A 23,961-nucleotide genomic window follows, 5' to 3' on the forward strand; every position below is an offset into this window, starting at 1 on the left:
AATATTTTTGGTGTAAGCCTAATTGCCTAGCAAATAAATTGTGACACTAGCTCGTTTTGTGCAAGATCTAAAAATGCGCGCAATTTCGGTGGCATAAATCGCTGCTTCGGGTATACCAAATGGACAGGATCCGCTTTACCTTGCCAGTCAGGGAGGACTCTTAACAAATCACCACTAATTAATCCTTGTTTGCAGATAAAAGCAGGCAATAGTGCGATCCCCTGCCCATTTTCTGCCATCGATTTAACAATTCCGATACTATTGGCCATCGTGCGTGCTTGTAGTGGAATACTGAGATTACTTTCAATATTACTTAAATTCCAAATATCCCGCCCCATTGGGGTAAATTGTAAACAATGATGAGCATGTATGTCATGAGGAACGTCTAATGGTGCAGACCTCTCTAAATAATCACGACTAGCAAATATTGCCCAGTGTATTGTTCCCAGTGACTTTGCTACTAGACTGGAATCACGTAAATCACCCGTGCGTATAGCTACATCAACCCCCTCTGCCACTAGATCAACATAGCGGTCAGTCAAAATCAATTCCATCTCTAATTCAGGAAACTCTAGCTGTGTACGCTCTATCAACTTAGCTAGCATGCTATCACCAAGGTCTGCAGGCGCTGTCACTTTTAACTTACCCTGAGGCCGCTTTCGAGCTTCGTCAATAGCAGCCTCTGCCTCTAGCAAATAACTAAGACCCTGAGATGCATGGTGATAGTAAACAGTCCCAGCCTCAGTAAGGCTTAGTCTCCTCGTTGTGCGCTGCAACAAGGTAATACCCAGTCTCTTTTCTAACCTAGAAACTCTGGTGCTTATTGTTGAAGTTGGCAAACCAAGCTGCCTCGCTGCAGCACTGAAACTGCCGGCCTGCACGACTTTTACAAATACTGCAGACTCATTGAAGTCCATGATTGTTCAATCAAATGAAAAGTTATTTCATATTTAACCATCTAGTTTATGATTTGTCATGTGTTTATAGTGATAACCATCGTAACGCAGCACAGAAATAAAGGAAAAATATCATGAAAAAACTAGCATTTATCAAACGCAGCAATGGCAATCATTGGGTAGGTGATGGCTTTCCTGTGCAAAGCATTTTTTCGTACAGAGATATTCATGAAGAGATGTCACCGTTCTTACTCATGGACTACGCAGCAAAAACAAGTTTCGAACCAACCAAGCAACGTCGAGGCGTAGGCAAACACCCTCACCGCGGTTTTGAGACAGTGAGCATCGTCTACGATGGACAAGTTTCGCACCATGACTCTACTAATGCTGGTGGCACTATTGGCCCAGGTGATGTGCAATGGATGACAGCTGGCTCAGGCATTATTCATGAGGAATACCATGGTGATGATTACGCTAGAACAGGTGGACCTTTCGAGATGATTCAACTCTGGGTAAACCTTCCGGCTAAAGACAAAATGACTGCACCAGGCTATCAAGGTATTACGAGTGCACAAATTCCAGAAGTTCAACTTGCTAATGACGCAGGCATAGTGCGCGTGATTGCAGGTGCATTTGCAGAGCAAAAAGGGCCAGCGCATACTTTCAGTGAAATGAATGTCTGGGATGTAAGGTTGAACGCAGGAAGTACATCAGCATTCACTTTACCAGAAGGTCATACCACTGCCATATTCGTCCTGCATGGTCTAGTTAAGATAGGTGATGCTCACCAGATCCAACCTGCAGAACTTGCTGTGATGCAGCTTGATGGTACAGAGTTGGTATTAGAAGCACAGCAAGACGCAGTTTTATTGTTATTAAATGGGGCGCCGCTAAATGAACCAGTGGTTGGCCACGGCCCCTTCGTCATGAATACCTGGGAAGAAATAAACCAGGCAGTTGATGACTACAACCATGGCCGCTTGGTAGCAGCATAGCGTTAAACGATTATTTTATTTTCAGATGATTTATTAAGGAGAAAAACCATGAGCAAACCATATGTACGTCTAGACCGTGATAACGCAGTAGTATTATTAGTAGATCACCAAGCAGGCCTTTTATCATTGGTACGTGATATCGACCCAGATCGCTTCAAAAATAACGTACTGGCACTTGCAGATGCCGCAAAATTTTTCAAACTGCCAACGATCCTCACGACCAGTTTTGAATCTGGTCCGAATGGTCCACTCATGCCAGAACTGAAAGAAATGTTTCCGGACGCACCTTACATCGCACGTCCGGGCCAGATCAATGCTTGGGATAACGAGGACTTCGTTAAAGCGATTAAAGCCACAGGCAAAAAGCAAATTATCATTGCAGGCGTTGTGACAGAGGTATGCGTAGCATTCCCCGCTTTATCTGCAATTGAAGAAGGTTTTGAAGTGTTTGTGGTAGCAGATGCATCAGGCACATTCAATGAAATGACACGCGATGCAGCATGGGATCGCATGTCAGCTGCTGGCGCCCAAATGATGACATGGTTTGGCGTTGCATGTGAGTTACATCGTGATTGGCGCAACGATATTGAAGGATTAGCCACACTTTGTTCAAACCATATCCCTGACTATCGCAACCTGATGACCTCATACAGCACCCTGACAGCGAAGAAATAACTATCAACACCCCAAGACACTTCGTCGCGTCTTGGGGATCTACTAGATTTAGGATGACAGCATGACTACCACACCAGACACTGAACAAACAGCGACTGTTGTAATTTTACACCACGTGAAAGATGACGCTAAAAACAATTATGAAGCATGGTTAAAGGAAATCATTCCAGTTTCTAAGGGATATCCTGGGCACTTAGGGGTGGGCATCGTACATCCCGTTCCTGGCGCTACGGTTACCTATACTGTGATTATCCGGTTTGACACGCGCAAAAACTTACTTACCTGGATGCAATCTGAGGATAGAAAAAAACTCATTGAGAAAGTACAGCCATACCTAATCGACGATGATCAATTCTTTGTTCGTAGCGGCTTAGATTTTTGGTTCACCCCTGGAGAGGCAAAAGCCAAACTACCCACAAAGTGGAAGCAATTCCTCATCACGTGGTCGGCTATTTTCCCATTAGTACTGACTATATCAGCACTAGTAGACTGGCTATCAACATCTACACAGCTTAGCCTAAATCATGAGCTAAAGGTATTGAGTATTACATTTCTTGTAGTATTCATGATGGTGTATGTCGTCATGCCGCGCTATACCAAATTAGTACATCAATGGTTATTTAGTTAACACCAGCGTTTATTCTGTGACGCCTTTCATTTTTAATAACTCAGCAATGTGAGTGTTACCCGAACTGTTGGCTAGTGCTAATGTAGACTTTCCATTTTTACCACGCGCAAAAACATCAGCACCTCTCTCAATCAACAGTTCAGCTACTTCAGCGGTACCGCCTGAAAGTGAAAGTAATAATGGAGTAAAGCCAAGGCTATCTCTGTCATTGACATAAGCCCCTCTTTTAATCAACATTTCTGCGATTGTTTTATAGCCATGCATCTGCTTACCACATACCAGCAAAAGTGGTGTTACCCCTCTCCTATCATAGGCATTAACATCTGCACCTTTGTTAATTAATATACCAGCAATCACTGTGTAGCCTTTTTTTAAAGCAAGAAGTAAAACCGGCGTACCCTCTTCATCAGCAATATGTATATTAAAATTACTACGCACAAAAAGATCAACTACCGCTTGATCGCCATCACTCACCGCACGTAAAAACTGCTCGTCATTGCGCTCAATACCCAGCCGCTTCAACTCATTGATAGCAGTCTCTATCCCTTCTGACTCACGGATATATTGAGACTGACGCACTTGTCTAAGTCTGAGAATATCGTCAATCACATCCTTAGGAAACCCTTGTCGGCCTCCGCGAGAATCAATAATTAAGCTACTAAAGTAATCGTGTATCTGCGGTGTATGCCACAACTGCTCAATCTTGATCAAAATGCGGTCAAAGCGCGCTTCAAGCGCGTATGGGTAATTTTCACCAAGGTATTCGAAAAAAGGATGTTTCACTGCCATAGTTGATTACTTAATTATTCCATCATTTAAGTTAAATTAAATTAAACCCACTTTTGCTACCTTCAACTAATAGCGAATAATTATCATTACAATAGTTGAGAACTAATAATAACTTGGGTTACGAAGTGGAGCAAATTTTGTTAAATTAATCACAGGGGTATGACGTTTATTGTTTCAACAATCGGCGAGTATTAGGTGCACAGTTTATTATAATTCATCACAACAGAGGATAAGCTTATCTGTTGTTGCGCCAACATAAGATGATTTGAATATAATAAGTACCATGAGTCAATCCAACTTGAATTTAGTGAAGTTCCCTGCCGTCATCAAACTTCATGCAGATGATGAGTTGATGTTAATTACAAATAAGTTTGAATTTGAGAATGACCAAAATATCAGCAACATGTACTTTCAGCCGCAAGACATTCTGATTGATAAACGTGGACATGTTTTTAATCTTCACAAAGCTGAACGGCTAACATTATTAAAAACTGATGATATTCTGTCACTTGACGAAGTAATTATGTTGGTAAAATTGCATTTATCCAACCATGGAGCGTGCTGCATATCAAAATTTTCAGCTAAATCTATTGAAGACGCACTTCATTGTCTTTAATAAAAAACTACTCCACATTACACTGAGTATGCGGCTGCATTAGCACTTAAGATCTGAACCTTTTAAAGTAATTGAATGCTATTTTCTTGAAAGCATAAACTCTTGATAAATATTTCTGTGCTTCATGCATGCTGCGCTTGTTTTATCTACGCATGTTTCTCGTAATTTACAAAAGCAAGTCATGGCTACCATTTCATCCAAATTTGTTACTTGATGAGCATTGATAGCATGATGCATATCGGGCTGATTGTTAAAGTTTGAGCTCATACCAAGTCCTAATTAATATATTCAATTGTAAGACTCAGCGCATATTAATTAGTTTAGAAAATATGCTAAACATTTAAGTCATTTTAATGTAATGCTACGAATCTGATTGCGTATTCGTTTTGATTAACGTAACATTAATTAAATGAATGATTTATTTAAAATCAGCAAAGCAGGTGGAAAGCGCGAAGGTGCGGGCCGTAAGGTTGGCTCAGGAAAGTTTCGCGAGTCAACATCTGTACTCAGAGTCCCAACCAGTCAAGCGCCTGTCATCAAAGACTTCCTAGCAGCTTATCAACGAAAAAAAATGATGTCCGACTTAGATGCAGTAACTCAATTTGAATTTCCCGCCTTAAATACACAATCTGTTGAATTACCATTATTTAGCTCAAAAGTATCAGCAGGGCAACCCAGCACTGCTGAAGAACATATAGAGCAAAGGCTAGACCCTAATGATTTTCTCATTGATAAAAAAGACACTACTTTCTTCGTGACGATTCAAGGCTACTCAATGGTGGATATTGGTTTATTGCCAGGTGACAAAGCGGTAGTTGACCGCTCAAAAATTGCCTCTATCGGCGATATTATATTAGCGGTCATTGATGGTGAGTTTACGATTAAAACCTTAAGTAGAACCAAAGAAGGCAATATTCGCCTACTCCCTGCAAACTCTACTGGCACTTACGCTCCAATTAACATCACAGAAGAAATGAACTTTGAAGTTTGGGGTGTGGTGACAGGCTCTTTTAGGCGCTTTAAATAATCTAACTCAGGTAGTTGTTTTGAATATCCAACACCACCTCTTCAAGATTACTCCACAATTTCTGTGGGTAAAGTTGTGGGATGCATGGGTATATATAAGCTAAGTAACTGGTATCTTTCAATATATTCTTTAAGAAGCTTTATTAAACATATGCAACCAGCCACACCGATTAATCGCGAATTTTTAGATCAGCTTTCAGGTGGTGTGATGGTGGAGTTCGGTGCAGAATGGTGTGGATATTGCCAAGCTGCTCAAGCTATCATTAAACATGCAATCGCAGGCTATCCAGATATCAAACATATCAACATTGAAGATGGCAAAGGTCAACGCCTAGGACGTACTTATGCGATTAAACTTTGGCCAACCCTCATTTTTTTAAAGGACGGCGTCGAGATCGAACGAATTGTTCGCCCATCAAACCTGGAAGCCATTACGAATGCTTTAGATATGCTTAAATGACAAACGTCAACTATCTTCAAATGATCCCATCACAAGCCATTCTAAGAACGTATGCTTTGACTGATTTCAAGCAAGCAAATTTTAAATACTAGACCATGAAAAACTGTATGGTGACGACGGGTGGAACGATAAATACGGCAGCAACAAATACTGCGGTGAAAATAAAACGGATAAGTTTGTTTGATTCAAACACGGCAATTTGGCGTGTTTCATCATGATGATTGATATTCATTTAAATCTCCTAAAGAAACTTTTGGTTTCTTGTTTATTACAAGTGAAGTGGGTAACTTCGGCGAATGCTTTAATAGTAGGTAACTATAAGCCAGCTTCATGTCATACAAATGACAAAGGGAGCCTAAGCTCCCTATTGTAACGCATGAACAATAATTATTTGTTCATTACGTACATTGTTACTTCAAAGCCAAAACGCATTTCTGTAGCTGCTGGTGTTGTCCACATAATATTTCTCCAAAGTTTAATCTTGTAAGAACCGACGGCTGTCTTGTTCGTGTGATTGAATTATGCGCTGATTCAAACAATCAACCCTGTTGTTGTTCATGAACAGCAGCTAAGTAAAATCATGAAAAGATAATTAAGTTAATACGCAGGTTTCAGCTGAAACACTTTGTCATCTGCAACCATATATAACAAACCATCAGGACCTTGACGCACATCCCTCACCCTACCAACATTTTTGAATAGGCGCTCTTCACTGACCACTTTATCGCCATCAAGCTTTAGCTTAACCAAGGTCTGGAACTTCAGTGACCCGACAAAGAGCTGCCCCTTCCAGCTAGGGTAAGCATCACCGGTATAAAACGTCATCCCTGAAGGAGCAATTGATGGCACCCATTTATAAATAGGCTGAGCCATGCCTGCTTTGTGCGTGCCCTCACCTATTTTGGTACCAATAAAATAATTGACGCCATAAGTAATCACTGGCCACCCATAATTCACACCTGCTTGCAAAATATTAATTTCATCGCCACCTTGTGGACCATGCTCATGCGTCCATATTTTCCCTGTCCATGGATTCACTGCCGCCCCCTGAACATTACGATGTCCGAATGTGTATGCTTCAGTTGATTGCTCAGATGGACTGATGACAGGATTATCTTTTGGAATACGACCATCATCATGCAATCTAATTACCTTACCAATATGATGACTAATCACTTGCGCACGCTCTTGCTCGCCACGGTCGCCCAATGTGATATACAAATACCCTTGTTGGTCAAATAGGATACGCGAGCCAAAATGATGATCTTTTTGTAATTTCGGTCTTTGTGTAAAGATCATTTCTTGCTGCTGCAGTTGATTGTTTTGTAGCTTTGCTCGTATGACCTCAACCCCAACACCTTGCTGATCTTTGGCGGTATAAGTCAGGTATAGCCAACCGTTTTCACGATAATTAGGGTGCAGTACGACATCGAGCAAACCGCCTTGCCCTATTTCTTCCACAATCGGAACACCTGCAACTGGGGCTGCTAATAACTTCCCATGTTCAATCACACGTAAGCGCCCTGGCTTTTCTGTCACCAGTATTTTCCCATCGGGTAAAAATGCGACACTCCAAGGAGAAGCTAGGCCTGAAGCAATAGCCTTAAGCGCGACATTTTTAACAGTAGTTGTATTTGCTTGCTCTGCTGACAAAGGCATATAAATTGCAACACCAACTGTCGCTAACAACAATAGCAAACCAAAAAGAATAAGTTTTCGTGCCTTCATTAACTTAGCCATCATTCCCTCATCTCTTCAACATCAGTTAGTTAATTACTATCAATTTGTGATTAAACAAACACTAAAAATTGCTCACATCATGTGATCGACCAAGTTTATCATCATAAATTCAAGTTGAAAAAGCAACCAGTCCAGCAATACAGATATCTCTTTTGTTTTGTAGCAAGTGACAATTTGAGAGATGTGTTTTTAGAAAATACAAGATGGAAATAAAAAAGGCTTCTCAAAGAGAAGCCTTTTTTATTATTTTGGTGCCCAGGGCCGGAATCGAACCGGCACGCCTCGCGGCGCGGGATTTTGAGTCCCGTGCGTCTACCAATTCCGCCACCTGGGCCTCTTGGAATTATACATTCCTGTATAATTGCGATTCCGCTATTATAGCAAGCTATCAGCCATATGAAAACCCAAGATTTCGATTTTTATCTACCTTCTTCATTAATTGCACAACATCCTTCCACTGAACGTACAGCTAGTCGCATGCTATACCTGAATAGCGCGACCAGTGAATTAACGGATAAACAGTTTTTAGACTTTCCTGATTTCTTTAACGCTGGTGATTTACTTATTTTTAATGACACCCGAGTGATCAAGGCACGCCTATTTGGCCACAAGCACTCTGGCGGTAATGTCGAAGTATTAATTGAGCGAGTCATTAACCAAAATACTGCTTATGCACACGTTCGAGCATCGCGCGCACCTAAAATTGGAAGCCGCATCACCCTTAGCGAGGCATTTGATGTTGAAGTCACTGCACGTCATGACGACTTATTCGAATTACATTTTTTAAGTGATGTTTCTGTGTTTGATTTACTGGAGCAACATGGTGCATTGCCGTTGCCTCCTTATATTACCCACAGTGCAACAAACCATGATGAAGAGCGCTACCAAACCGTATATGCAAAACACCTAGGCGCAGTGGCTGCACCTACAGCAGGCTTACACTTCAGCACAGAGATTTTGGAGCAACTCAAAGCTAAAGGTGTAAATATCGCTTATGTTACCCTGCACGTAGGCGCGGGTACATTTCAGCCCGTCCGTGTAGATGACGTGGCAGACCACAAAATGCACAGCGAACTATTCCATGTGCCACAAGAAACCGTCGCCTTAATTGAAGCAACAAAAGCGAATGGCGGCATTGTCGCAGCAATCGGTACAACCGCAATGCGCGCTTTGGAAAGTGCGGCAAGAAGTGGTACGCTGGCCGCTGGCGAAGGAGATACAGATATTTTCATTACACCAGGGTATCGGTTTAATGTGGTTGACCGCCTGCTGACTAATTTCCATCTACCTAAAAGCACCTTACTCATGCTAGTCTCTGCGTTTGCAGGAACAGATAATATTAAAAAAGCTTACGCACATGCTGTAGATAATCAATATCGATTCTTTAGTTATGGCGATGCGATGCTAATTGAAAAGCTAGACCCAAAATTGTAATAAAAATAGTACGTTGATTAAAAATAATCATTAGAATTAATTGAACAAAGTTTCATAGTGTTCTGACTAACAATCACTTAACCGTTTCAAGAAATAGAGAAAAAATGCGCGCATTGACCTTACTCATTCCTATTGCCCTAATGACACTAGCGACAACTGCTAAGGCGGAGATCTTACCTGATGCGCAAGTTGGGATTAAGATTCCACTAGTGAAAAAACCAACCACACGCCCAATGACGGTAGCACATATACCAGGCCTGAAGCGCTATTACATTGCAGACGGCGGCCTAGCGCCAATGGGGAGTGAAACAGAGGCGCCTTATTCAAAGTCAATGATTCATGCTTATGATGAAAACAGTCAGTACATTAACTCTTCACGTCCAGGCTACGATAACCGTTCGCTTTACTACAATACCAACACGCACCAGCTAGAAACCATTACCTACAATATTTCTAGCGATTTAGGCTTTGCGCCAAACTCAGGTATTTTCTCGATTCATTTAACTGAATCAGGCGAATTAAAAGACTCTTCTGATGAAATTTCGCAGTTCAATCCAGCATTCGGCGACTCAGCAACCATACCAAGCTATGATGCTGAAAATAAACGGTATTATGCAAAACAGGCACGCAGCAATAAAGTATTGATTGTGGACCCAAAAAGTAGAGAAAAAATTGGAGACATCACGCTAGAACTAGATAAAGCAGGTGCTGCACATGACGACATCAGCGACTCATTTATTGCCTATACTGCAATCAAAGGTGAAGAACTTGCTTTACTCGATGTAGACCATAAAGCAATCTTAGTATTTGATATTACGGGAAAATATGTTGGAAGGTCGGCTTTGCCTAAAACGATGAAGTTACGCGCTAACAACCATTACACTGGCCTAGGCTATGCAAACCAGATGCTTTTTGTTTTCCATGAACCTGAAGGTGAGTTTGGCACTTATTATGGATTTAAAATTCAAAAAGAATAGCTAAGCTGTGCTCGTCATGAAAAAAAACCGCCATCTTTTGAATGGCGGTTTTTTTATACCTAAAACTCAAATACCTAACCCAATAATGTTTAGTTAAATATTTCTAGGCGTGACTTTCCAGCTATTTGGTGTGTAATCCCAATGTTTACGCCAAGCACCAAGTACTAAGTTTGGATATTGCGGCTTACCCAAGCTACCGTTATAACGACCCAGTGCACGATATAAATCACCGCGCTCAATATCGACATAGTGTCTTAAGATTGTGCAGCCATAACGTAAATTAGTACGAAGCAGAAATAAATTATGGTCATTTGCGCCAATGCTACGCACCCAAAAAGGCATCACCTGCATAAAACCGCGTGCGCCTACTGATGAAACGGCATATTTTTTAAAGCCACTTTCAACTTGAATTAAACCAAGTACCATTTGTGGGTCTAGCCCAGCCCTGCTTGCTTCATAGTGCACAGTGCGCAAAAAGTCTTCTCTGTGCTGTTGGTCTGGCATTCTTTTTTGAAGGCGCTGCGACATTTCGTTCAACCATGCGCGGCCTTCCTCTTCCGTTGCAAACGTGAGTGTAGGTGCGGCACGGTCACTCACGCTGCGCTGCATCAGTGCTTTGACACTATTAGAAAGCGGCTCTTCTCTCTGTGAACCAGCAAAGCTCATGTTAGGCACTGAAACACCTAACAACACAAGCAAGCTAATTCGTAAGATTTTAAGCACGAAAATTCCCTAATACATCAATTGCAATATGTTGATACTAAGCCAAACGCTGCACAAACTCAACCACTGACGTTAACGCAACTGCTTGTGCATCAGCTTGTGTTCTAGCTTTATATTCCACATTGCCTTCGTTCAGACCACGTTCGCCAATCACAAAGCGATGCGGAATCCCCATTAAATCAGCTTCGGCAAACATCACGCCTGGACGCTCACCTCTGTCATCTAGCAATACATCAACGCCAGCTGCCTGCAAATCATCATGCAGTTGATTTGCCGCTGCTTTAACGGCTTCAGATTTATCATAGCCAATTGCACAGATGACCACTTCAAATGGCGCCATGCTCTTAGGGAAAATAATGCCGCGCTCATCGTTGCCTTGCTCAATGGCTGCGCCCACAATACGAGACACACCAATGCCATAACAACCCATTTCCATCACTTGGGTTTGTCCGTTTTCATCTAAATAAGTTGCGCTCATGGCTTCTGAGTACTTGGTACGCAATTGGAATATATGGCCAACTTCAATGCCGCGGCATAGTGACAACACGCCTTTACCATCTGGGCTAGCATCACCCGCAACTACATTACGGATATCTGCCACCACGACTGGCTCTGGTAAATCACGACCAAAATTCACACCACTTAAGTGATATTTAGGTTTGTTAGCACCACAAACAAAATCACTCATGAGTGCGACTGTTTTATCTGCAATTACCGTTACATGAGCGCCAACACCAACAGGTCCGATAAAGCCAGGTGGGCAGTTAAGGTTAGCGCGGATTTCTTCTTCAGTAGCAAATCTAAAATCTGCAAAACCTGCTAGCTTGCCCAGTTTCACTTCATTGAGATGGTGATCACCACGCAATAAAGCTAAGTAAAATTTGTCATTGCCAGCATCATCTTTAGTAATCAGCGCAATGGCTTTTACTGTGCGCTCTACGCTAATTTCCAATAACTTAGCCACATCTTCACATGCTGTTTGTTTCGGCGTATCTACTTCACGCATACTTTCTGTAGCATCCGCACGCTTATTACTTGCTGGAATCGCTTCAGCTAATTCCACGTTGGCTGCGTAATCTGATGTCTCACAATACGCCAAACCATCTTCACCAGAGTCAGCTAATACGTGAAACTCATGTGAACCATCGCCGCCAATTGCGCCTGTGTCTGCTTTTACTGCGCGGAACTTAAGACCCAAACGCGTAAATACGTTGCTGTATGCCTGATACATCGTTTCATAAGTTTTTTCTAACGAGGCAAAATCTGTATGGAACGAATACGCATCTTTCATCATAAACTCACGCGCGCGCATCACACCAAAGCGTGGGCGAATCTCATCACGGAACTTTGTTTGTATCTGATAAAAGTTGAGTGGCAATTGCTTGTAACTGCGGATTTCTTTACGCGCAATATCGGTAATCACTTCTTCATGCGTTGGACCAAAGCAAAATTCGCGCTCGTGCCTATCTTGAATTTTAAGCATTTGCGGACCAAACACAGCCCAACGGCCAGTCTCTTCCCATAGCTCTTTCGGTTGTACTGCTGGCATTAAAAGCTCTAATGCACCTGCATTGTTCATTTCCTCACGCACTACACGCTCCACCTTACGCAACACACGCAAGCCTAATGGCATCCAGCTATATAAGCCTGAACCTAAGCGTTTAATGAGGCCCGCTCGTACCATTAAGATATGGCTTTGCAGTTCGGCTTCGTTAGGGGCTTCTTTTTGGGTATTAAAGAAAAATTGAGAGGCGCGCATAGTAGTTTGAGATCAGTGCTAAATAAAAATGCGAATTTTACAGATAATCAGTGTGTTAGTCAGTAATACTTATTACACTGCACCCGCAAGCTTGCATTATTTAACGTCCGATCGACCTTTTAAGATGGGACTATCCGCTGGAAAGTAGCCAGATTTCCACACAGCAAACGGCACAATGGTGGCAGGATAGCCATTATCATAAAACCAACTATCAACAGCATAACGCTCACCAGTTGCAAGCTCATGCATTACCGCAGTACTGTGCGGCCAGCCAAACAGAAAGAAACTGCGTGTACGCATATCTTCTATTTGATGAAGTTTAATTAAGCCATGCTGTTGCATCAAGCGCATATAAGTTGTGCTGTTAATGGCCTCGTCGTTGCAATCTAGCTGCCCAGGGTACTTGGAGTTATCAAAGGTGCCAGCACGATCAGTACTTGTTGCAGTTTTAGCGCCGATTATTTTCTCCAGCATACCAATCGCGTCTGCGATATGTTGTCGTTCTAATTGTGCATCTATATGCTGGTTTGAATTTTCGAATATAGCCGTGATGGTTTTCCACTCATCATCAGCTAAAGAGGTCTGTTTGATTTCTGCACAGCCACCGCCTGTACAGATTTCAAATGCTTTTAGTGTTGGTGTTTGTTTATAAATACGCGTGATGTCAGTGATTGCCGCTTGCAGATTCAATGGTATCAATAAACCGATACTCAGCAAGCTACTATAAAATAACTGGGGCGTTGGGTAGCTCATTGTGATTTTCACCCTGATTTTCACTCTGGGCTGGGTAATATTGAATAAGGTGTTCGCTAATTTTTGAGATGCCATCAACTACGCCAGCCTCAAATTTCCCTTGCCTGAACATCAGTTCCATTTGGTGGCTAATTTGCTCCCAACCCGCGCCTCCCACATGCTGATGTATGCCACGATCTGCCAGAATCTCAAAATCATGATCTGCTAGCAACAGATAGATCAACACGCCATTGTTTTGCGCTGTGTCCCAAACTCTTAACTCCGAGAAAACTTCTAGGGCGCGTTGTTTAGCTGTTTTTCTAGCAATCAGCTCTAAAAATGATAACTTAGCCTCCACAGCAAACCGGATCTCTCCTGAATGCAATGCTTCACTATTAGCAATAGCAGCCTCGATGCGCTGCATTGCAGCGTGAGAAAAATGCTTTTTCACTGCACTTGGTAAAGCACAGAGATGTCGGCACCAACGTTTCATATCTTCGCGTTTTATACACCAGCGTTTCATGAATTTAGCCATTACCAATCTCCAGACGCGCCGCCGCCGCCAAAACCACCACCTCCGCCGCCACCCCAACTATCCGATGAGTGCCCCCCACTGTACATACCGCCACCCAGATTTCCTAACCCAGCTGGGCCAATCAATGTCAGCACAAAGGCGACTACCCCCAACAGCAATGCAATTAACAAACCTACGCCAAAAAACAAAGCCAGCATGACAATCGCACCACCATTCAACATACCGCCGAAGAAATCACCAAATATTGCGCGTAACAAACCACCTAAGATCAACCCGCCTATCAATAATAAAGGTAAGAAGTCGGTAAAACTGCCCTGATTATTTTGCTTCGCTGGTGCAGGTAACTGCTCACCAGAAATTAAACCGATTAGTGTATCAACCGCTTTGGTAATACCGCCATAAAAATCACCTTGTTTAAATGGCGGCGCCATGACTTCAGTAATCACACGCTTGGCAATTAAATCAGGTATCGCGCCTTCTAAACCATAGCCTACTTCAATCCGCATTTTACGGTCATTTTTTGCCACAACAATCAGTACACCATCATCTTCTTTTTCTCGCCCTAGCTTCCAAGCATCAGCGACACGGATACTATATTGCTCAATCACTTCGGGTTGAGTAGTGGGCACAATTAACACTGCAATCTGGCTGCCTTTTTCATGCTCAAATGCAGCTATCTTTTGCTCTAGGACAGTTTGTTGATCGGCGCTAAGTGTTTGGGTTAAGTCGGTAACCCGATGCTGTAAAGTGGGGATAGGCACAAGCTCGGCATGCACATGAAACGATGCAAATAGCATCATAAAAAGTGCAACCAATCTTGCTCTAAAGAGTGAAGTCACGCTAGTCACCTAAGTGGTTGATATTGGCGCGATTATTTACTCTCAAAATTAACAGTAGGCGCAACAGAGATTGCCTTTTCATTTTCTACTGTAAATGATGGTTTCGCTTGATAACCCAGCATCATCGCTGTTAGATTATTAGGAAAACTACGCACCGCAATATTGTAATTTTTAATAGTTTCAATATAACGATTACGTGCAACGGTGATGCGGTTTTCCGTGCCTTCCAACTGCGCCTGTAAATCTCTAAACCCTTGATCTGCTTTCAGATTAGGATAGTTCTCTGACACCGCTAACAAACGTGACAACGCAGAGCCTAACTGCCCTTGTGCCGCCTGAAACTTAGCAAAAGCCTCAGGGTCATTCAACAACTCAGGTGTCACTTGTATACTGCCCACTTTTGAACGCGCATCGGCTACTTCTGTCAGCACCTCTTTTTCATGTGAGGCGTAGCCTTTTACAACATTGACTAGATTAGGCACTAAATCTGCTCTGCGTTGATATTGATTCAATACCTCAGACCAGCCCGCTTTAGACTCTTCGTCTAAAGATTGAAAGGTGTTGTAACCGCAACCAGTTAAATTCAATACAAGTAATATTGCTAAAAATCTCAAACCTAAATTTTTCATGGTGACTCCTCTGAAATTAGTCAATCGTTCGGTATCAATATTGTGCTAAATGTCTAATTTACAAGTACTAGTGCACTTAAAGTTACTCAAATAACGTATTCTAGTACCACTGCTTTAAACTTCGAGCACTACTGTATTAACAGGTTTTGCAAAATACGTTTAGCAGTGCATAAATCTGCCCAAGCTTTCGCTTTATAACTAGCATTACTCAATAAGAATGCAGGATGATAAGTAACAATCACTGGTAAATTTTGATAAAAAATGGGGTTTGCTGATTGAACATTTCGCCAATCTTCAACTGCTTGCAATTGCCCAAGTAAACTATTCGCAGCCGACTCGCCCATGACCATGACTAACTTAACAGCTTGCTCATTGAGTGTATCTACATTGGCATTTGGAATATCAATATGACACTTCATATTAATTGCTTTAAGCATATTGCTCAAAAGCGTTTCTATATCCTGCGCATTGCTACTTTCTATCGCACTATCCAGTACAAACGCAACCGTTGCATCATCATTGATTAATAAACGGAAAGGTTCAGCTGGCGTCGCAACCACCACGTCTTCCTCACGCTGATTATCCAGTGGCGCTGGCTCAACAACTGGCTCAATAACTGGCTCAATAACTGGCTCAATAACTGGCTCAATAACTGGCTCAATAACTGGCTCAATAACTGGCTCAATAACTGGCTCAAATTGCGGGCTTACTGGCGGCGGAGGTTCAACAAAAGTTTCACTCTCTGGAGTTAACGCAGTGACATTTTGAATACTACTTTTAATACTAGGCAGTTGACCTTTTAATTGCCAAACAGGCAGCAGCTCAAGCTCTCTCAACACATCCTCACGCGTCATCAGGCTCATATTGCTAGTCCCATTAAAATTGCGTCTTCACGTCCATGATGCGCTGGGTAATAGCCTCGGCGCACAGCCATTTCATTAAAGCCAATATTCTCATATAAAGCAATCGCAGAAATGTTACTGGCTCTTACCTCTAAAAACATATTGGCAGCTTTAAGGTCTTGCGCAATCTGTATCATGTGTTCCAATAAAAGCCGTCCCAACCCTTGTTTTTGATACGACTGACTGATACTTAAGTTTAACAAATGCGCCTCATCCAGCACCATCATCATCAAAGCATAGCCGATGATATTGGCATCTTGCACCAGCACCCATGCACTATGCGCCGATTTAAGAGAATCAGCAAAATTTCCACGCGTCCAAGGGTGCGAGTAAATATGTGGCTCGATTTCCATGATAGCGTCTAAATCACGCTCAGTCATCGGGCGAAATTGATAGTTTGGCTTAAGTACGGCACTCATAAACGTAAACCTTGCTCTCGCTCCACAGTCTTGAGTGCGACTCGATTACGGATATAAATTGGCATGGCGTCTCCAGCTGGTTTAGCCTCGCCACTTTCAAATGTTGGTTGTGCTAATGCTAAAACAGCACTCGCTATCGGCAACAAAGCGGGTTGTGTAGACTGTATCTGTCCACGATAGGCATCTGCCAACAATTCACCGTAAGTTTGCCAACCACTACCCACACCGACCCAATCATCGCCTACCACAGCGGGAACGGCATCAGGCTTGTACAAACCCGGCTCGATGATAGCCTGCCAGCCAGAAGCTTTTCTCACATAAACTGCATGATAAACCTCGCCCATGCGAGCATCTAAACAGGCGATGACTTTAGACTCACCACTGGCTTCAGCCAAGGCCATCAAGGTACAAACACCCACCACAGGTAAATTCGCGCCAAAACCCAGGCCTTGTGCCACACCGGCCGCGATACGAACACCCGTAAATGAGCCCGGCCCAGCGCCAAACGCTAAGCCATGTAAATCCTTCAAATGCAGCGAGGCTTGATTCAATAAGTTTTGTATCTCTGGCAGAATGATTTGTGAATGGGTTTGCCCAGCCAACACATCATACTTAAAGGCAATACTATCTCGCCTAACGGCAAGTGACAAATATTCGGTTGAGGTATCAAAAGCTAATAGATTCATTGGTCAGATTTTTTAAATTACACGATAAAACAGGTTAAGAAAAACAAGTCATCAAAACAGAGCATGCCAAATTACCCAAAATTGCCTTTTGGGTAATTATTAACACCTTTAGGAGTAACTATTCATATAAGTTAGGCCATGTAAAACAATGCGCAATATGCACGAGATTTTATTCTCCCGCTATTTTGCCACGCAATTGCTTTAAATGCCCACGTTGTGATTTTGTTTCTAACCTGCGTTGCTTAGATCCATAAGTTGGCCGCGTGGCATAACGTGTAGGTTTAACTATACTCGCCGCACTCACAATTTCATGTAAACGTTGAACGGCATCTTTTTTATTCGCTTCCTGTGTACGATATTGCTGTGCTTTGATGATTAACACACCATCATCATTAATACGATTATCCTTTAGATTAAGTAATCGCTCTTTTAACCAATCACTCAGGCTTGAAGCCTTAATATCAAAGCGTAAATGAATCGCACTCGATACCTTATTCACATTCTGGCCACCTGCACCTTGGGCTCGAATGGCGGTCAGCTCGTACTCACCTTCTGGAATCTGAATAAATTGCATGACAATACGGTTTAGATAGCAAACAAAAAAGACAACTATAACGCCAATTACTTTAAAACATTGATAAAAATAAAAAGCTGACAAATTGTCAGCTTTTTATTTTCTTTTAAAACATATGTACGAGTAAATAACATATGTAGTCATTATGTATCTCTAGTGATAATTATCTGACACCAAGATCATCATTTAGATTTGCGGCTTTTGATTACTCGTTTTACTCATTTTCACGTTCTTTGGAACAGACGCATCTTTTACGCTCACTTCGACCGCTTTAACTTTTGCGACAACAGGCTTTACTTGAGGCTGGCTACGCATATGTGCGGCTACACCAGCATCAGCCTCTGCAGTACAGCCGCCACCCATCACTGTTTTGTTGCAATCTCCAGCAAAACTAAGCACGGAATACGAAGAAAGTACGACTGCAAAAAACACTGATACAAAACGAAGCATGATGAATTCCCAAAGTTTAAAACGTATGCGAAACTTTTAGCACCATATGATCTATGCTGCTAAAAATATAAAGGACGCGCATTTTAAACTAATTAGAAAATCAAAAGTACGGGATTTACTCCCTAGTCATCACTTTTACAAATTACTTACATCTGCAGTAAAAAAAGGGCTCAAGAACAAGATAAATGCCATTAACTCATCACCCCCATAATCCAAGTGAATTAATGATCGGCAAAAAACGCCTGCACGTCCGTCAATACACGCGTGCGCTTGAATGGTGGCAAACTTTGCCAAATACGCTTACCGTAAGATTTTGTAATCAAACGCGGATCACAGATCATCAGCACACCTCTGTCGTTTTCATCGCGAATCAAACGTCCAGCACCTTGTTTTAAGGTAATCACTGAATAGGGAAGCTGATACTCCATAAACGCATTTTTACCCTCGGCATTCAGCTTATCTACACGTGCAGACAACACAGGGTCATCAGGGGGAGCAAAGGGCAACTTGTCAATGATCACAACGCTTAATGCCTCGCCGCGCACATCGACACCTTCCCAAAAGCTCTGGCTGCCCACCAGCACGGCATTGCCCAATTGCCGAAAGCGATCAAGCAACTCAGTACGCGAAGTATCGCCCTGCAATAACAACGGGCTCTCTATACCATTTTCGGCAAAGGCATCTTTCAGCAGGGCATGTATTTCACGCATCGCACGCAAACTAGTAGACAGCACGAAAGCTCTGCCACCGCTTGCTTGCAATACTGGCAATGCCGCAGCAACGACACAGGCAGTATAAGAGGGGCTATTCGGATCAGGCATTTCAGGCGGCACATAAAACAAGGCCTGTTCCTGATAGTTAAACGGGCTTTGCCATGAAGCAGTATGTGCATCTTGCAAACCCATTTGTGCCACATAATGGCTAAAGTCATTTTTGACAGCTAAGGTAGCCGAAGTGAATATCCAAGCACGCGGCTGTGCATTCAACTGCTTACCAAAGCCCTCGGCAACACTCAGTGGTGTTGCATGTAACTGCACCGATTGCGTAAACACCTCAACCCAACGTACCAAATTGTTATTCTCAGCAGCATGCCAGCGGCTAAGTAGGTCATGCAATGCCATGCTACGTTGCCAACACTTTTCTAACAATGGGTCTCGTGCTGCTTGAGTTTCCAACACAGCAGATAACGCTTGTAACTGCGTCTGCATATGATCAAATGAAGACTGAAAGTCTTTGAGTGCTAATGCTTTCTGCACTGGCATGCGCGAGCCTTCGTAAGCAAAAATCAGCCTAAAGTCTTTGCACGCTTTTTCTAATACTGGAATCACTTCACCGAGCTGCACACAGTCTTTGGCAAGGCTCAAGTGTGCCGCAGTGCAGTCTCGCGCAAGCTCAAGCAATTGGCTGGTTGAAATATCCTCACCAAAAAACAGGCCCGCCACATCTGGCAACTGATGTGCCTCATCAAAAATCACAGTATTGGCACTAGGCAATAACTCAGCCACACCTTCATCGCGCAACATGACATCTGCAAAAAACAAGTGATGATTCACAACCACCACATCGGCTGCAAGTGCTTGCTTACGCGCCTCCATCACAAAACATTCTTTATAGAAATTACAATCACCACCCAAACAATTATCACGGGTTGAAGTGACGTTAGCCCATATCGTGGCATTTTCAGGCACGGTGTTCAGCTCACCTTTATCCCCTGTTTTACTGTTTTCAGAAAAAGTCTTAATGAGATGCACGTACTGTGCATCGTCACGCGCGGCAAAGCGCCCTTCATTCACAGCACGCTCTAAATGATAATGGCAGACATAGTTTGACCGACCTTTAAGCATAGCTACGGTCACTGGCACTTTAAGTGCATCGCGAACATTGGGCAGATCGCGGCTAAATAACTGGTCTTGAAGGTTTTTAGTACCTGTAGAAATAATGACCTTACCGCCAGTAAGCAATGCTGGTACCAAATAAGCAAAGGTCTTGCCCGTACCAGTGCCTGCTTCCGCAACCAATTGGGTGTTGTTTTCAATCGCATCTGCTATCGCTAAAGCCATTTCCAATTGCTGGGTACGCTCATGATAACCAGCAATATGCGAAGCTAAAATGCCATCTTTTTCAAAAACTTGGCGGATATTGTATTCACTCATAGGGCCGTAATTATCACATGAGTTAGGCTACTCATGTTTGTTTTAACCTAGTAGATAATCACATTTGGTACTTTTGGGTAAGTTTAATATAATGAGTTCGTGTCAAAACTTACTTACGCTCATTATCTAATCTGCATTGCGCTTGCACTCGTAAGCGCTTCTTGTGCGGCAACCCCTAATGGGTTGAGCAACGCCTATACAACAGACCTTGCCCAAGCAGCGGCAGAAAAAGATCATGCAGAAGACAGCCAAGACTGGCCAGACCGAGCACGCGAAGTGCTAGTTAATGCACTTAGCCTCACAGGCATTGCCTATAAATATGGTGGCAGCACCCCCGAAACTGGTTTCGATTGCAGCGGCTTTGTTAGGTATGTATATCAGCAAGCGACCAGCTTAACATTGCCACATGGCGCCAAAGCCATCAGCCAGCTCGGAAAAACCGTGTCAAAAAGTGAACTGCAACCGGGAGATTTAGTGTTTTTCAACACGCTAAAGTCGGCATTTTCACATGTAGGAATTTATGTAGGGAATAATCGATTCATTCACTCACCAAGCAGCGGTGGTGGTGTTCGTGTCGATGACATGCAAAGCACCTATTGGAATAAACGATTCAATGGTGCCCAACGGATAGATTCAGAACAGAAGAAAGATTAAACGAAACCCAAAAATACTCATCATTCATTATTTTTGAGTTTCGCCTTCAAGCTAGCGACTAAAGTCGCCAGCCCACATTAAGCGTATCACCTAAGGTTATGCGTGAAACTTAGCTAAATCACCAGGTTTACGTAACATTTTATCCACTTCACCCAAGTGCAGCTCTTCTTGGTAGATCATTTCACGAGCATACTCTTCTAGCATCACAGAACCACCCTCTACAAGCTTGAGTAATGCTTTATAAGCATTAAGTGCTGCAGTTTCATGTGCTAAAGACTCACGCAAGATATCGCCAATATCATGGTTATGCGTTTCAAGTAATGGGCCTATCGACAATGAAGGATGTCCACCTAAATGTGTAATAATTTCACCCGCTTTGTTCGCATGATCTAAAGACTCAGTCGCTTGACTGCGCAACCAAGACACAATAGGAATGCGGTTATACCCAAATACCATTAATGAGTAATGGGTGTATCTTACAACGCCTGCTAACTCAAACTCTAAAATCGTATTAAGCGCATCCACTATTGGACTGTTATCGTGCTGATCTGACATTTTGTAATCCTTTCTCGTCAAAAAGTATATTGTGAGTTTATCTATGTACCTAAACTAAAACGGTGCTTAAGTGATTTTTGCCATCCCATAGACACTATTGATCAACATACGTTCTATCACTATGCCCCAAATGACGCTCTGGGTCTACTTTATCACGCACCAACTGCTTAATCTCTTTCGCTTCAGGAAACCTTCCTGCCTCTTTTCTAGAGAAAATCAGCTCATCATTTAAAGTCACCTCAAATATGCCACCAGTACCTGGTTTGAGTGCGACACTATATAAATCCTGCTCAAATGTGGTCAGCAATTCCTGCGCTAGCCATGCGGCCCTCAATAACCAACGACATTGTGTGCAATAAGTGATTTGAACAATATATCTACTCAATTTGTATGTCCCGACTGATATAGTTTAATATGCCTAGTAAGCAATATAATAATGACACTCTGAAACTAAAAATTATTTTATAACTCATAGTTATCGATAGATTAAATGAATCTAGTGTAAATAGTGTTTATGTCATTTAATCTACATGGCTTATATATCGACTTAAAACAGATATCTAAGTTAGATTAAGATATTAAAGCATAAAATCAGCAACAGTTACTTTTGTTAGGACACCTTACATTCATGCAAGTAAATAATAAACATCACCGGTTTACAAAAATTGGGCTAGTGGGCTCAGGTTTAATACTTGGTCTAATGCTAAGCCTAACCTACTCTGCCGTCGCAGAGAAAATGGTTAAACCACAACTGCCGCTAGATGACCTGCGTGCTTTTGCCGAAGTGTTTGGCAAAATTAAAACTGATTATGTTGAACCTGTTGAAGACAAAAAATTAATTTCAGAAGCTATTAGCGGCATGCTTACTGGATTAGATCCTCACTCAACTTATATGGATCCAGATGCATTTAAAGACATGCAAGTTGCCACGCAAGGCGAATTTGGTGGATTAGGCATTGAAGTGGGTATGGAAGATGGCTTAGTGAAAGTCATCTCACCAATAGAGGACTCACCGGCATATGGCGCTGGCTTAAAAAGCGGCGACTTGATTGTAAAGCTTGATGACACACCAGTAAAAGGCATGACCCTCAATGACGCAGTTAAACGTATGCGCGGCAAACCAGACACCCAAATTGTGTTAACAGTGGTGCGTAAAACTGAGACTAAACCGCTTAAATTCACGCTGACTCGCGCTATTATCAAAAGTAAAAGTGTGAAATACAAACTCACAGAGCCAGGCTATGCTTACGCACGCGTTACGCAATTCCAAGAGCGCACTGGTGAAGATCTTGCAAAAGCCATCAAGACCATGCATGACGAAAATAAAGGCGCTTTCAAAGGTTTTATTTTAGATCTTCGCAATGACCCAGGTGGTTTACTCAATGGTGCTGTAGGTGTATCAGCGGCCTTCCTACCTAAAGGTGAATTAGTCGTGTATACCGAAGGTCGTGCACCTGACTCTAAAATGCAGTTAACTGCTGTGCCAGAAAACTATGTACGTGGTGGTGCCGCGAATGATTACATTCGTGACTTACCAGCAGATTTAAAAACTGTACCAATGGTGGTATTAATTAACAGTGGTTCAGCATCTGCCTCTGAAATTGTGGCCGGCGCACTACAAGACCACAAACGTGCTGCAGTATTGGGTACGCAGAGTTTTGGTAAAGGCTCAGTACAAACCATTATGCCAATGAATAACGGTGCTGCGATCAAGTTAACAACAGCACGTTACTTTACGCCTAAAGGTCGTTCGATTCAGGCAAAAGGTATTGTGCCTGACTATATTGTTGAGGATGGCACTGACCAGTCTGGCGCAATTCACGAGGCGGATTTATCTCGCCACTTATCGAACCCTAAAGATGGTGAAGCTAAAAAACCAGCAGATACAACAAACGCTGCAAAAGAAGCAGCAAAAGAGAAGTTGAATGAAAAGAAATTTGCAGAACCTAGCGCACCTATCGAGCCTGCAAGTAAAGATGACATTCAGTTTACTCAAGCGATGAATCTGCTTAAAGGTTTGCCTGTGATTCAGTCTGCACCAGCAGTGAAAGCAGAAACACCTAAAGCTGAGTAAGGTTAAACTTAAGACCAAGTTTTGTGCTTATTCGAAATCAA

At 42.5% G+C, this 23,961-nt stretch carries 29 protein-coding genes and 1 tRNA gene; 10 read left to right on the forward strand and 20 right to left on the reverse strand.

Going from position 1 to position 23,961, the window contains the following annotated elements; all coding sequences use genetic code 11:
* Positions 1–26: 26 nt before the first annotated feature.
* Positions 27–917 carry a LysR family transcriptional regulator gene (locus A391_RS0112015; protein WP_019899596.1) on the reverse strand — a complete coding sequence of 297 codons (891 nt, stop codon included), beginning with the start codon at positions 915–917 and terminating at the stop codon, positions 27–29.
* Positions 918–1,030: 113 nt separating this feature from the next.
* Here A391_RS0112015 and A391_RS0112020 point away from each other — a divergent pair, with 113 nt between their 5' ends.
* The 3 genes from A391_RS0112020 to A391_RS0112030 all read left to right on the forward strand — a co-directional run bounded on the left by A391_RS0112020 (position 1,031) and on the right by A391_RS0112030 (position 3,194).
* Positions 1,031–1,891, forward strand: a complete 861-nt coding sequence (locus tag A391_RS0112020) for a pirin family protein (RefSeq protein WP_019899597.1) — start codon at positions 1,031–1,033, stop codon at positions 1,889–1,891.
* A 48-nt stretch (positions 1,892–1,939) separates the two neighbouring features.
* Positions 1,940–2,566 carry an isochorismate family cysteine hydrolase YcaC gene (gene ycaC / locus A391_RS0112025; RefSeq protein ID WP_019899600.1) on the forward strand — a complete coding sequence of 209 codons (627 nt, stop codon included), beginning with the start codon at positions 1,940–1,942 and terminating at the stop codon, positions 2,564–2,566.
* 61 nt (positions 2,567–2,627) lie between these two features.
* On the forward strand, positions 2,628–3,194 hold the full coding sequence (locus A391_RS0112030) for an antibiotic biosynthesis monooxygenase (RefSeq protein ID WP_019899601.1): 567 nt from the start codon (positions 2,628–2,630) through the stop codon (positions 3,192–3,194).
* 9 nt (positions 3,195–3,203) lie between these two features.
* On the opposite strand, the gene A391_RS0112035 is transcribed toward A391_RS0112030, so the two are convergent.
* Positions 3,204–3,983, reverse strand: a complete 780-nt coding sequence (locus A391_RS0112035) for an ankyrin repeat domain-containing protein (protein ID WP_019899603.1) — start codon at positions 3,981–3,983, stop codon at positions 3,204–3,206.
* A 283-nt stretch (positions 3,984–4,266) separates the two neighbouring features.
* On the opposite strand from A391_RS0112035, the gene A391_RS0112040 reads away from it, so the two are divergent.
* From A391_RS0112040 to A391_RS0112055, 3 genes are all read left to right on the forward strand, one after another.
* Positions 4,267–4,599, forward strand: a complete 333-nt coding sequence (locus A391_RS0112040; protein ID WP_019899605.1) for a DUF4144 family protein — start codon at positions 4,267–4,269, stop codon at positions 4,597–4,599.
* Between the two features lie 409 nt (positions 4,600–5,008).
* Complete coding sequence (locus A391_RS0112050; RefSeq protein WP_019899607.1) at positions 5,009–5,626, forward strand: LexA family protein; 618 nt, start codon at positions 5,009–5,011, stop codon at positions 5,624–5,626.
* A gap of 150 nt (positions 5,627–5,776) precedes the next feature.
* Positions 5,777–6,085 (forward strand): thioredoxin family protein, encoded by a 309-nt coding sequence (locus A391_RS0112055; RefSeq protein ID WP_019899608.1) that lies wholly within the window; start codon positions 5,777–5,779, stop codon positions 6,083–6,085.
* Positions 6,086–6,173: 88 nt separating this feature from the next.
* Here the strand turns inward: A391_RS0112055 and A391_RS14520 are convergent, their stop codons facing one another.
* From A391_RS14520 to A391_RS0112070, 4 genes are all read right to left on the reverse strand, one after another.
* Complete coding sequence (locus A391_RS14520) at positions 6,174–6,317, reverse strand: hypothetical protein (protein ID WP_019899609.1); 144 nt, start codon at positions 6,315–6,317, stop codon at positions 6,174–6,176.
* A 155-nt stretch (positions 6,318–6,472) separates the two neighbouring features.
* Positions 6,473–6,544 carry a pyrroloquinoline quinone precursor peptide PqqA gene (gene pqqA / locus A391_RS14720; protein ID WP_012777389.1) on the reverse strand — a complete coding sequence of 24 codons (72 nt, stop codon included), beginning with the start codon at positions 6,542–6,544 and terminating at the stop codon, positions 6,473–6,475.
* Positions 6,545–6,682: 138 nt separating this feature from the next.
* Positions 6,683–7,828, reverse strand: coding sequence for a PQQ-dependent sugar dehydrogenase (locus A391_RS0112065; protein ID WP_019899610.1), 1,146 nt, complete (start codon positions 7,826–7,828; stop codon positions 6,683–6,685).
* A gap of 246 nt (positions 7,829–8,074) precedes the next feature.
* Positions 8,075–8,159 (reverse strand) — tRNA-Leu (locus tag A391_RS0112070).
* Between the two features lie 62 nt (positions 8,160–8,221).
* Here A391_RS0112070 and queA point away from each other — a divergent pair.
* Together queA and A391_RS0112080 are read left to right on the forward strand one after the other, a co-directional pair.
* Positions 8,222–9,259 (forward strand): tRNA preQ1(34) S-adenosylmethionine ribosyltransferase-isomerase QueA, encoded by a 1,038-nt coding sequence (queA, locus tag A391_RS0112075; protein ID WP_019899612.1) that lies wholly within the window; start codon positions 8,222–8,224, stop codon positions 9,257–9,259.
* A gap of 104 nt (positions 9,260–9,363) precedes the next feature.
* Complete coding sequence (locus A391_RS0112080; RefSeq protein WP_019899614.1) at positions 9,364–10,236, forward strand: hypothetical protein; 873 nt, start codon at positions 9,364–9,366, stop codon at positions 10,234–10,236.
* Positions 10,237–10,329: 93 nt separating this feature from the next.
* Here A391_RS0112080 and A391_RS0112085 read toward each other — a convergent pair whose 3' ends face one another.
* From A391_RS0112085 to A391_RS0112140, 12 genes are all read right to left on the reverse strand, one after another.
* Positions 10,330–10,902, reverse strand: a complete 573-nt coding sequence (locus tag A391_RS0112085; RefSeq protein ID WP_088177639.1) for a lytic transglycosylase domain-containing protein — start codon at positions 10,900–10,902, stop codon at positions 10,330–10,332.
* Positions 10,903–10,996: 94 nt separating this feature from the next.
* Positions 10,997–12,718: a proline--tRNA ligase gene (locus A391_RS0112090; protein WP_019899618.1), complete on the reverse strand. Its 1,722-nt coding sequence runs from the start codon at positions 12,716–12,718 to the stop codon at positions 10,997–10,999.
* A gap of 96 nt (positions 12,719–12,814) precedes the next feature.
* Entirely contained in the window at positions 12,815–13,471 is a 657-nt protein-coding gene (locus tag A391_RS14015) for a hypothetical protein (protein ID WP_019899620.1), read from the reverse strand.
* Positions 13,440–13,985, reverse strand: a complete 546-nt coding sequence (locus A391_RS0112100; protein ID WP_019899622.1) for a TPM domain-containing protein — start codon at positions 13,983–13,985, stop codon at positions 13,440–13,442. The genes A391_RS14015 and A391_RS0112100 overlap by 32 nt, the downstream gene beginning before the upstream one ends.
* Positions 13,985–14,782 (reverse strand): TPM domain-containing protein, encoded by a 798-nt coding sequence (locus A391_RS0112105; protein ID WP_036317294.1) that lies wholly within the window; start codon positions 14,780–14,782, stop codon positions 13,985–13,987. The genes A391_RS0112100 and A391_RS0112105 overlap by 1 nt, the downstream gene beginning before the upstream one ends.
* A gap of 74 nt (positions 14,783–14,856) precedes the next feature.
* Complete coding sequence (locus A391_RS0112110; protein ID WP_019899624.1) at positions 14,857–15,453, reverse strand: LemA family protein; 597 nt, start codon at positions 15,451–15,453, stop codon at positions 14,857–14,859.
* A 128-nt stretch (positions 15,454–15,581) separates the two neighbouring features.
* Positions 15,582–16,316: a uracil-DNA glycosylase family protein gene (locus tag A391_RS0112115; RefSeq protein ID WP_019899625.1), complete on the reverse strand. Its 735-nt coding sequence runs from the start codon at positions 16,314–16,316 to the stop codon at positions 15,582–15,584.
* Positions 16,313–16,774, reverse strand: coding sequence for a ribosomal protein S18-alanine N-acetyltransferase (gene rimI, locus A391_RS0112120; protein WP_019899626.1), 462 nt, complete (start codon positions 16,772–16,774; stop codon positions 16,313–16,315). The genes A391_RS0112115 and rimI overlap by 4 nt, the downstream gene beginning before the upstream one ends.
* Positions 16,771–17,460, reverse strand: coding sequence for a tRNA (adenosine(37)-N6)-threonylcarbamoyltransferase complex dimerization subunit type 1 TsaB (gene tsaB, locus A391_RS0112125; protein WP_019899627.1), 690 nt, complete (start codon positions 17,458–17,460; stop codon positions 16,771–16,773). Before tsaB ends, rimI begins: the two co-directional genes overlap by 4 nt.
* Before the next feature lie 169 nt (positions 17,461–17,629).
* Entirely contained in the window at positions 17,630–18,034 is a 405-nt protein-coding gene (gene arfB, locus A391_RS0112130) for an alternative ribosome rescue aminoacyl-tRNA hydrolase ArfB (RefSeq protein WP_019899628.1), read from the reverse strand.
* A gap of 186 nt (positions 18,035–18,220) precedes the next feature.
* A complete protein-coding gene (locus tag A391_RS0112135; RefSeq protein WP_019899629.1) occupies positions 18,221–18,484 on the reverse strand; it encodes a hypothetical protein in 264 nt (87 codons plus the stop codon).
* Between the two features lie 221 nt (positions 18,485–18,705).
* Positions 18,706–20,637 carry an ATP-dependent DNA helicase gene (locus A391_RS0112140; protein ID WP_019899630.1) on the reverse strand — a complete coding sequence of 644 codons (1,932 nt, stop codon included), beginning with the start codon at positions 20,635–20,637 and terminating at the stop codon, positions 18,706–18,708.
* Positions 20,638–20,736: 99 nt separating this feature from the next.
* Here A391_RS0112140 and A391_RS0112145 point away from each other — a divergent pair, with 99 nt between their 5' ends.
* A complete protein-coding gene (locus A391_RS0112145) occupies positions 20,737–21,291 on the forward strand; it encodes a C40 family peptidase (RefSeq protein ID WP_019899631.1) in 555 nt (184 codons plus the stop codon).
* Between the two features lie 96 nt (positions 21,292–21,387).
* Here the strand turns inward: A391_RS0112145 and A391_RS0112150 are convergent, their stop codons facing one another.
* Positions 21,388–21,846, reverse strand: coding sequence for a ferritin-like domain-containing protein (locus A391_RS0112150; protein WP_019899632.1), 459 nt, complete (start codon positions 21,844–21,846; stop codon positions 21,388–21,390).
* A 94-nt stretch (positions 21,847–21,940) separates the two neighbouring features.
* Complete coding sequence (locus A391_RS0112155; protein WP_019899633.1) at positions 21,941–22,231, reverse strand: SelT/SelW/SelH family protein; 291 nt, start codon at positions 22,229–22,231, stop codon at positions 21,941–21,943.
* Between the two features lie 243 nt (positions 22,232–22,474).
* Here A391_RS0112155 and A391_RS0112160 point away from each other — a divergent pair, with 243 nt between their 5' ends.
* Complete coding sequence (locus A391_RS0112160) at positions 22,475–23,920, forward strand: S41 family peptidase (protein WP_019899634.1); 1,446 nt, start codon at positions 22,475–22,477, stop codon at positions 23,918–23,920.
* The last annotated feature ends 41 nt before the right edge of the window (positions 23,921–23,961 follow it).

The sequence above is a fragment of the Methylotenera mobilis 13 genome, assembly GCF_000384255.1.
GTDB lineage: Bacteria > Pseudomonadota > Gammaproteobacteria > Burkholderiales > Methylophilaceae > Methylotenera > Methylotenera mobilis_B.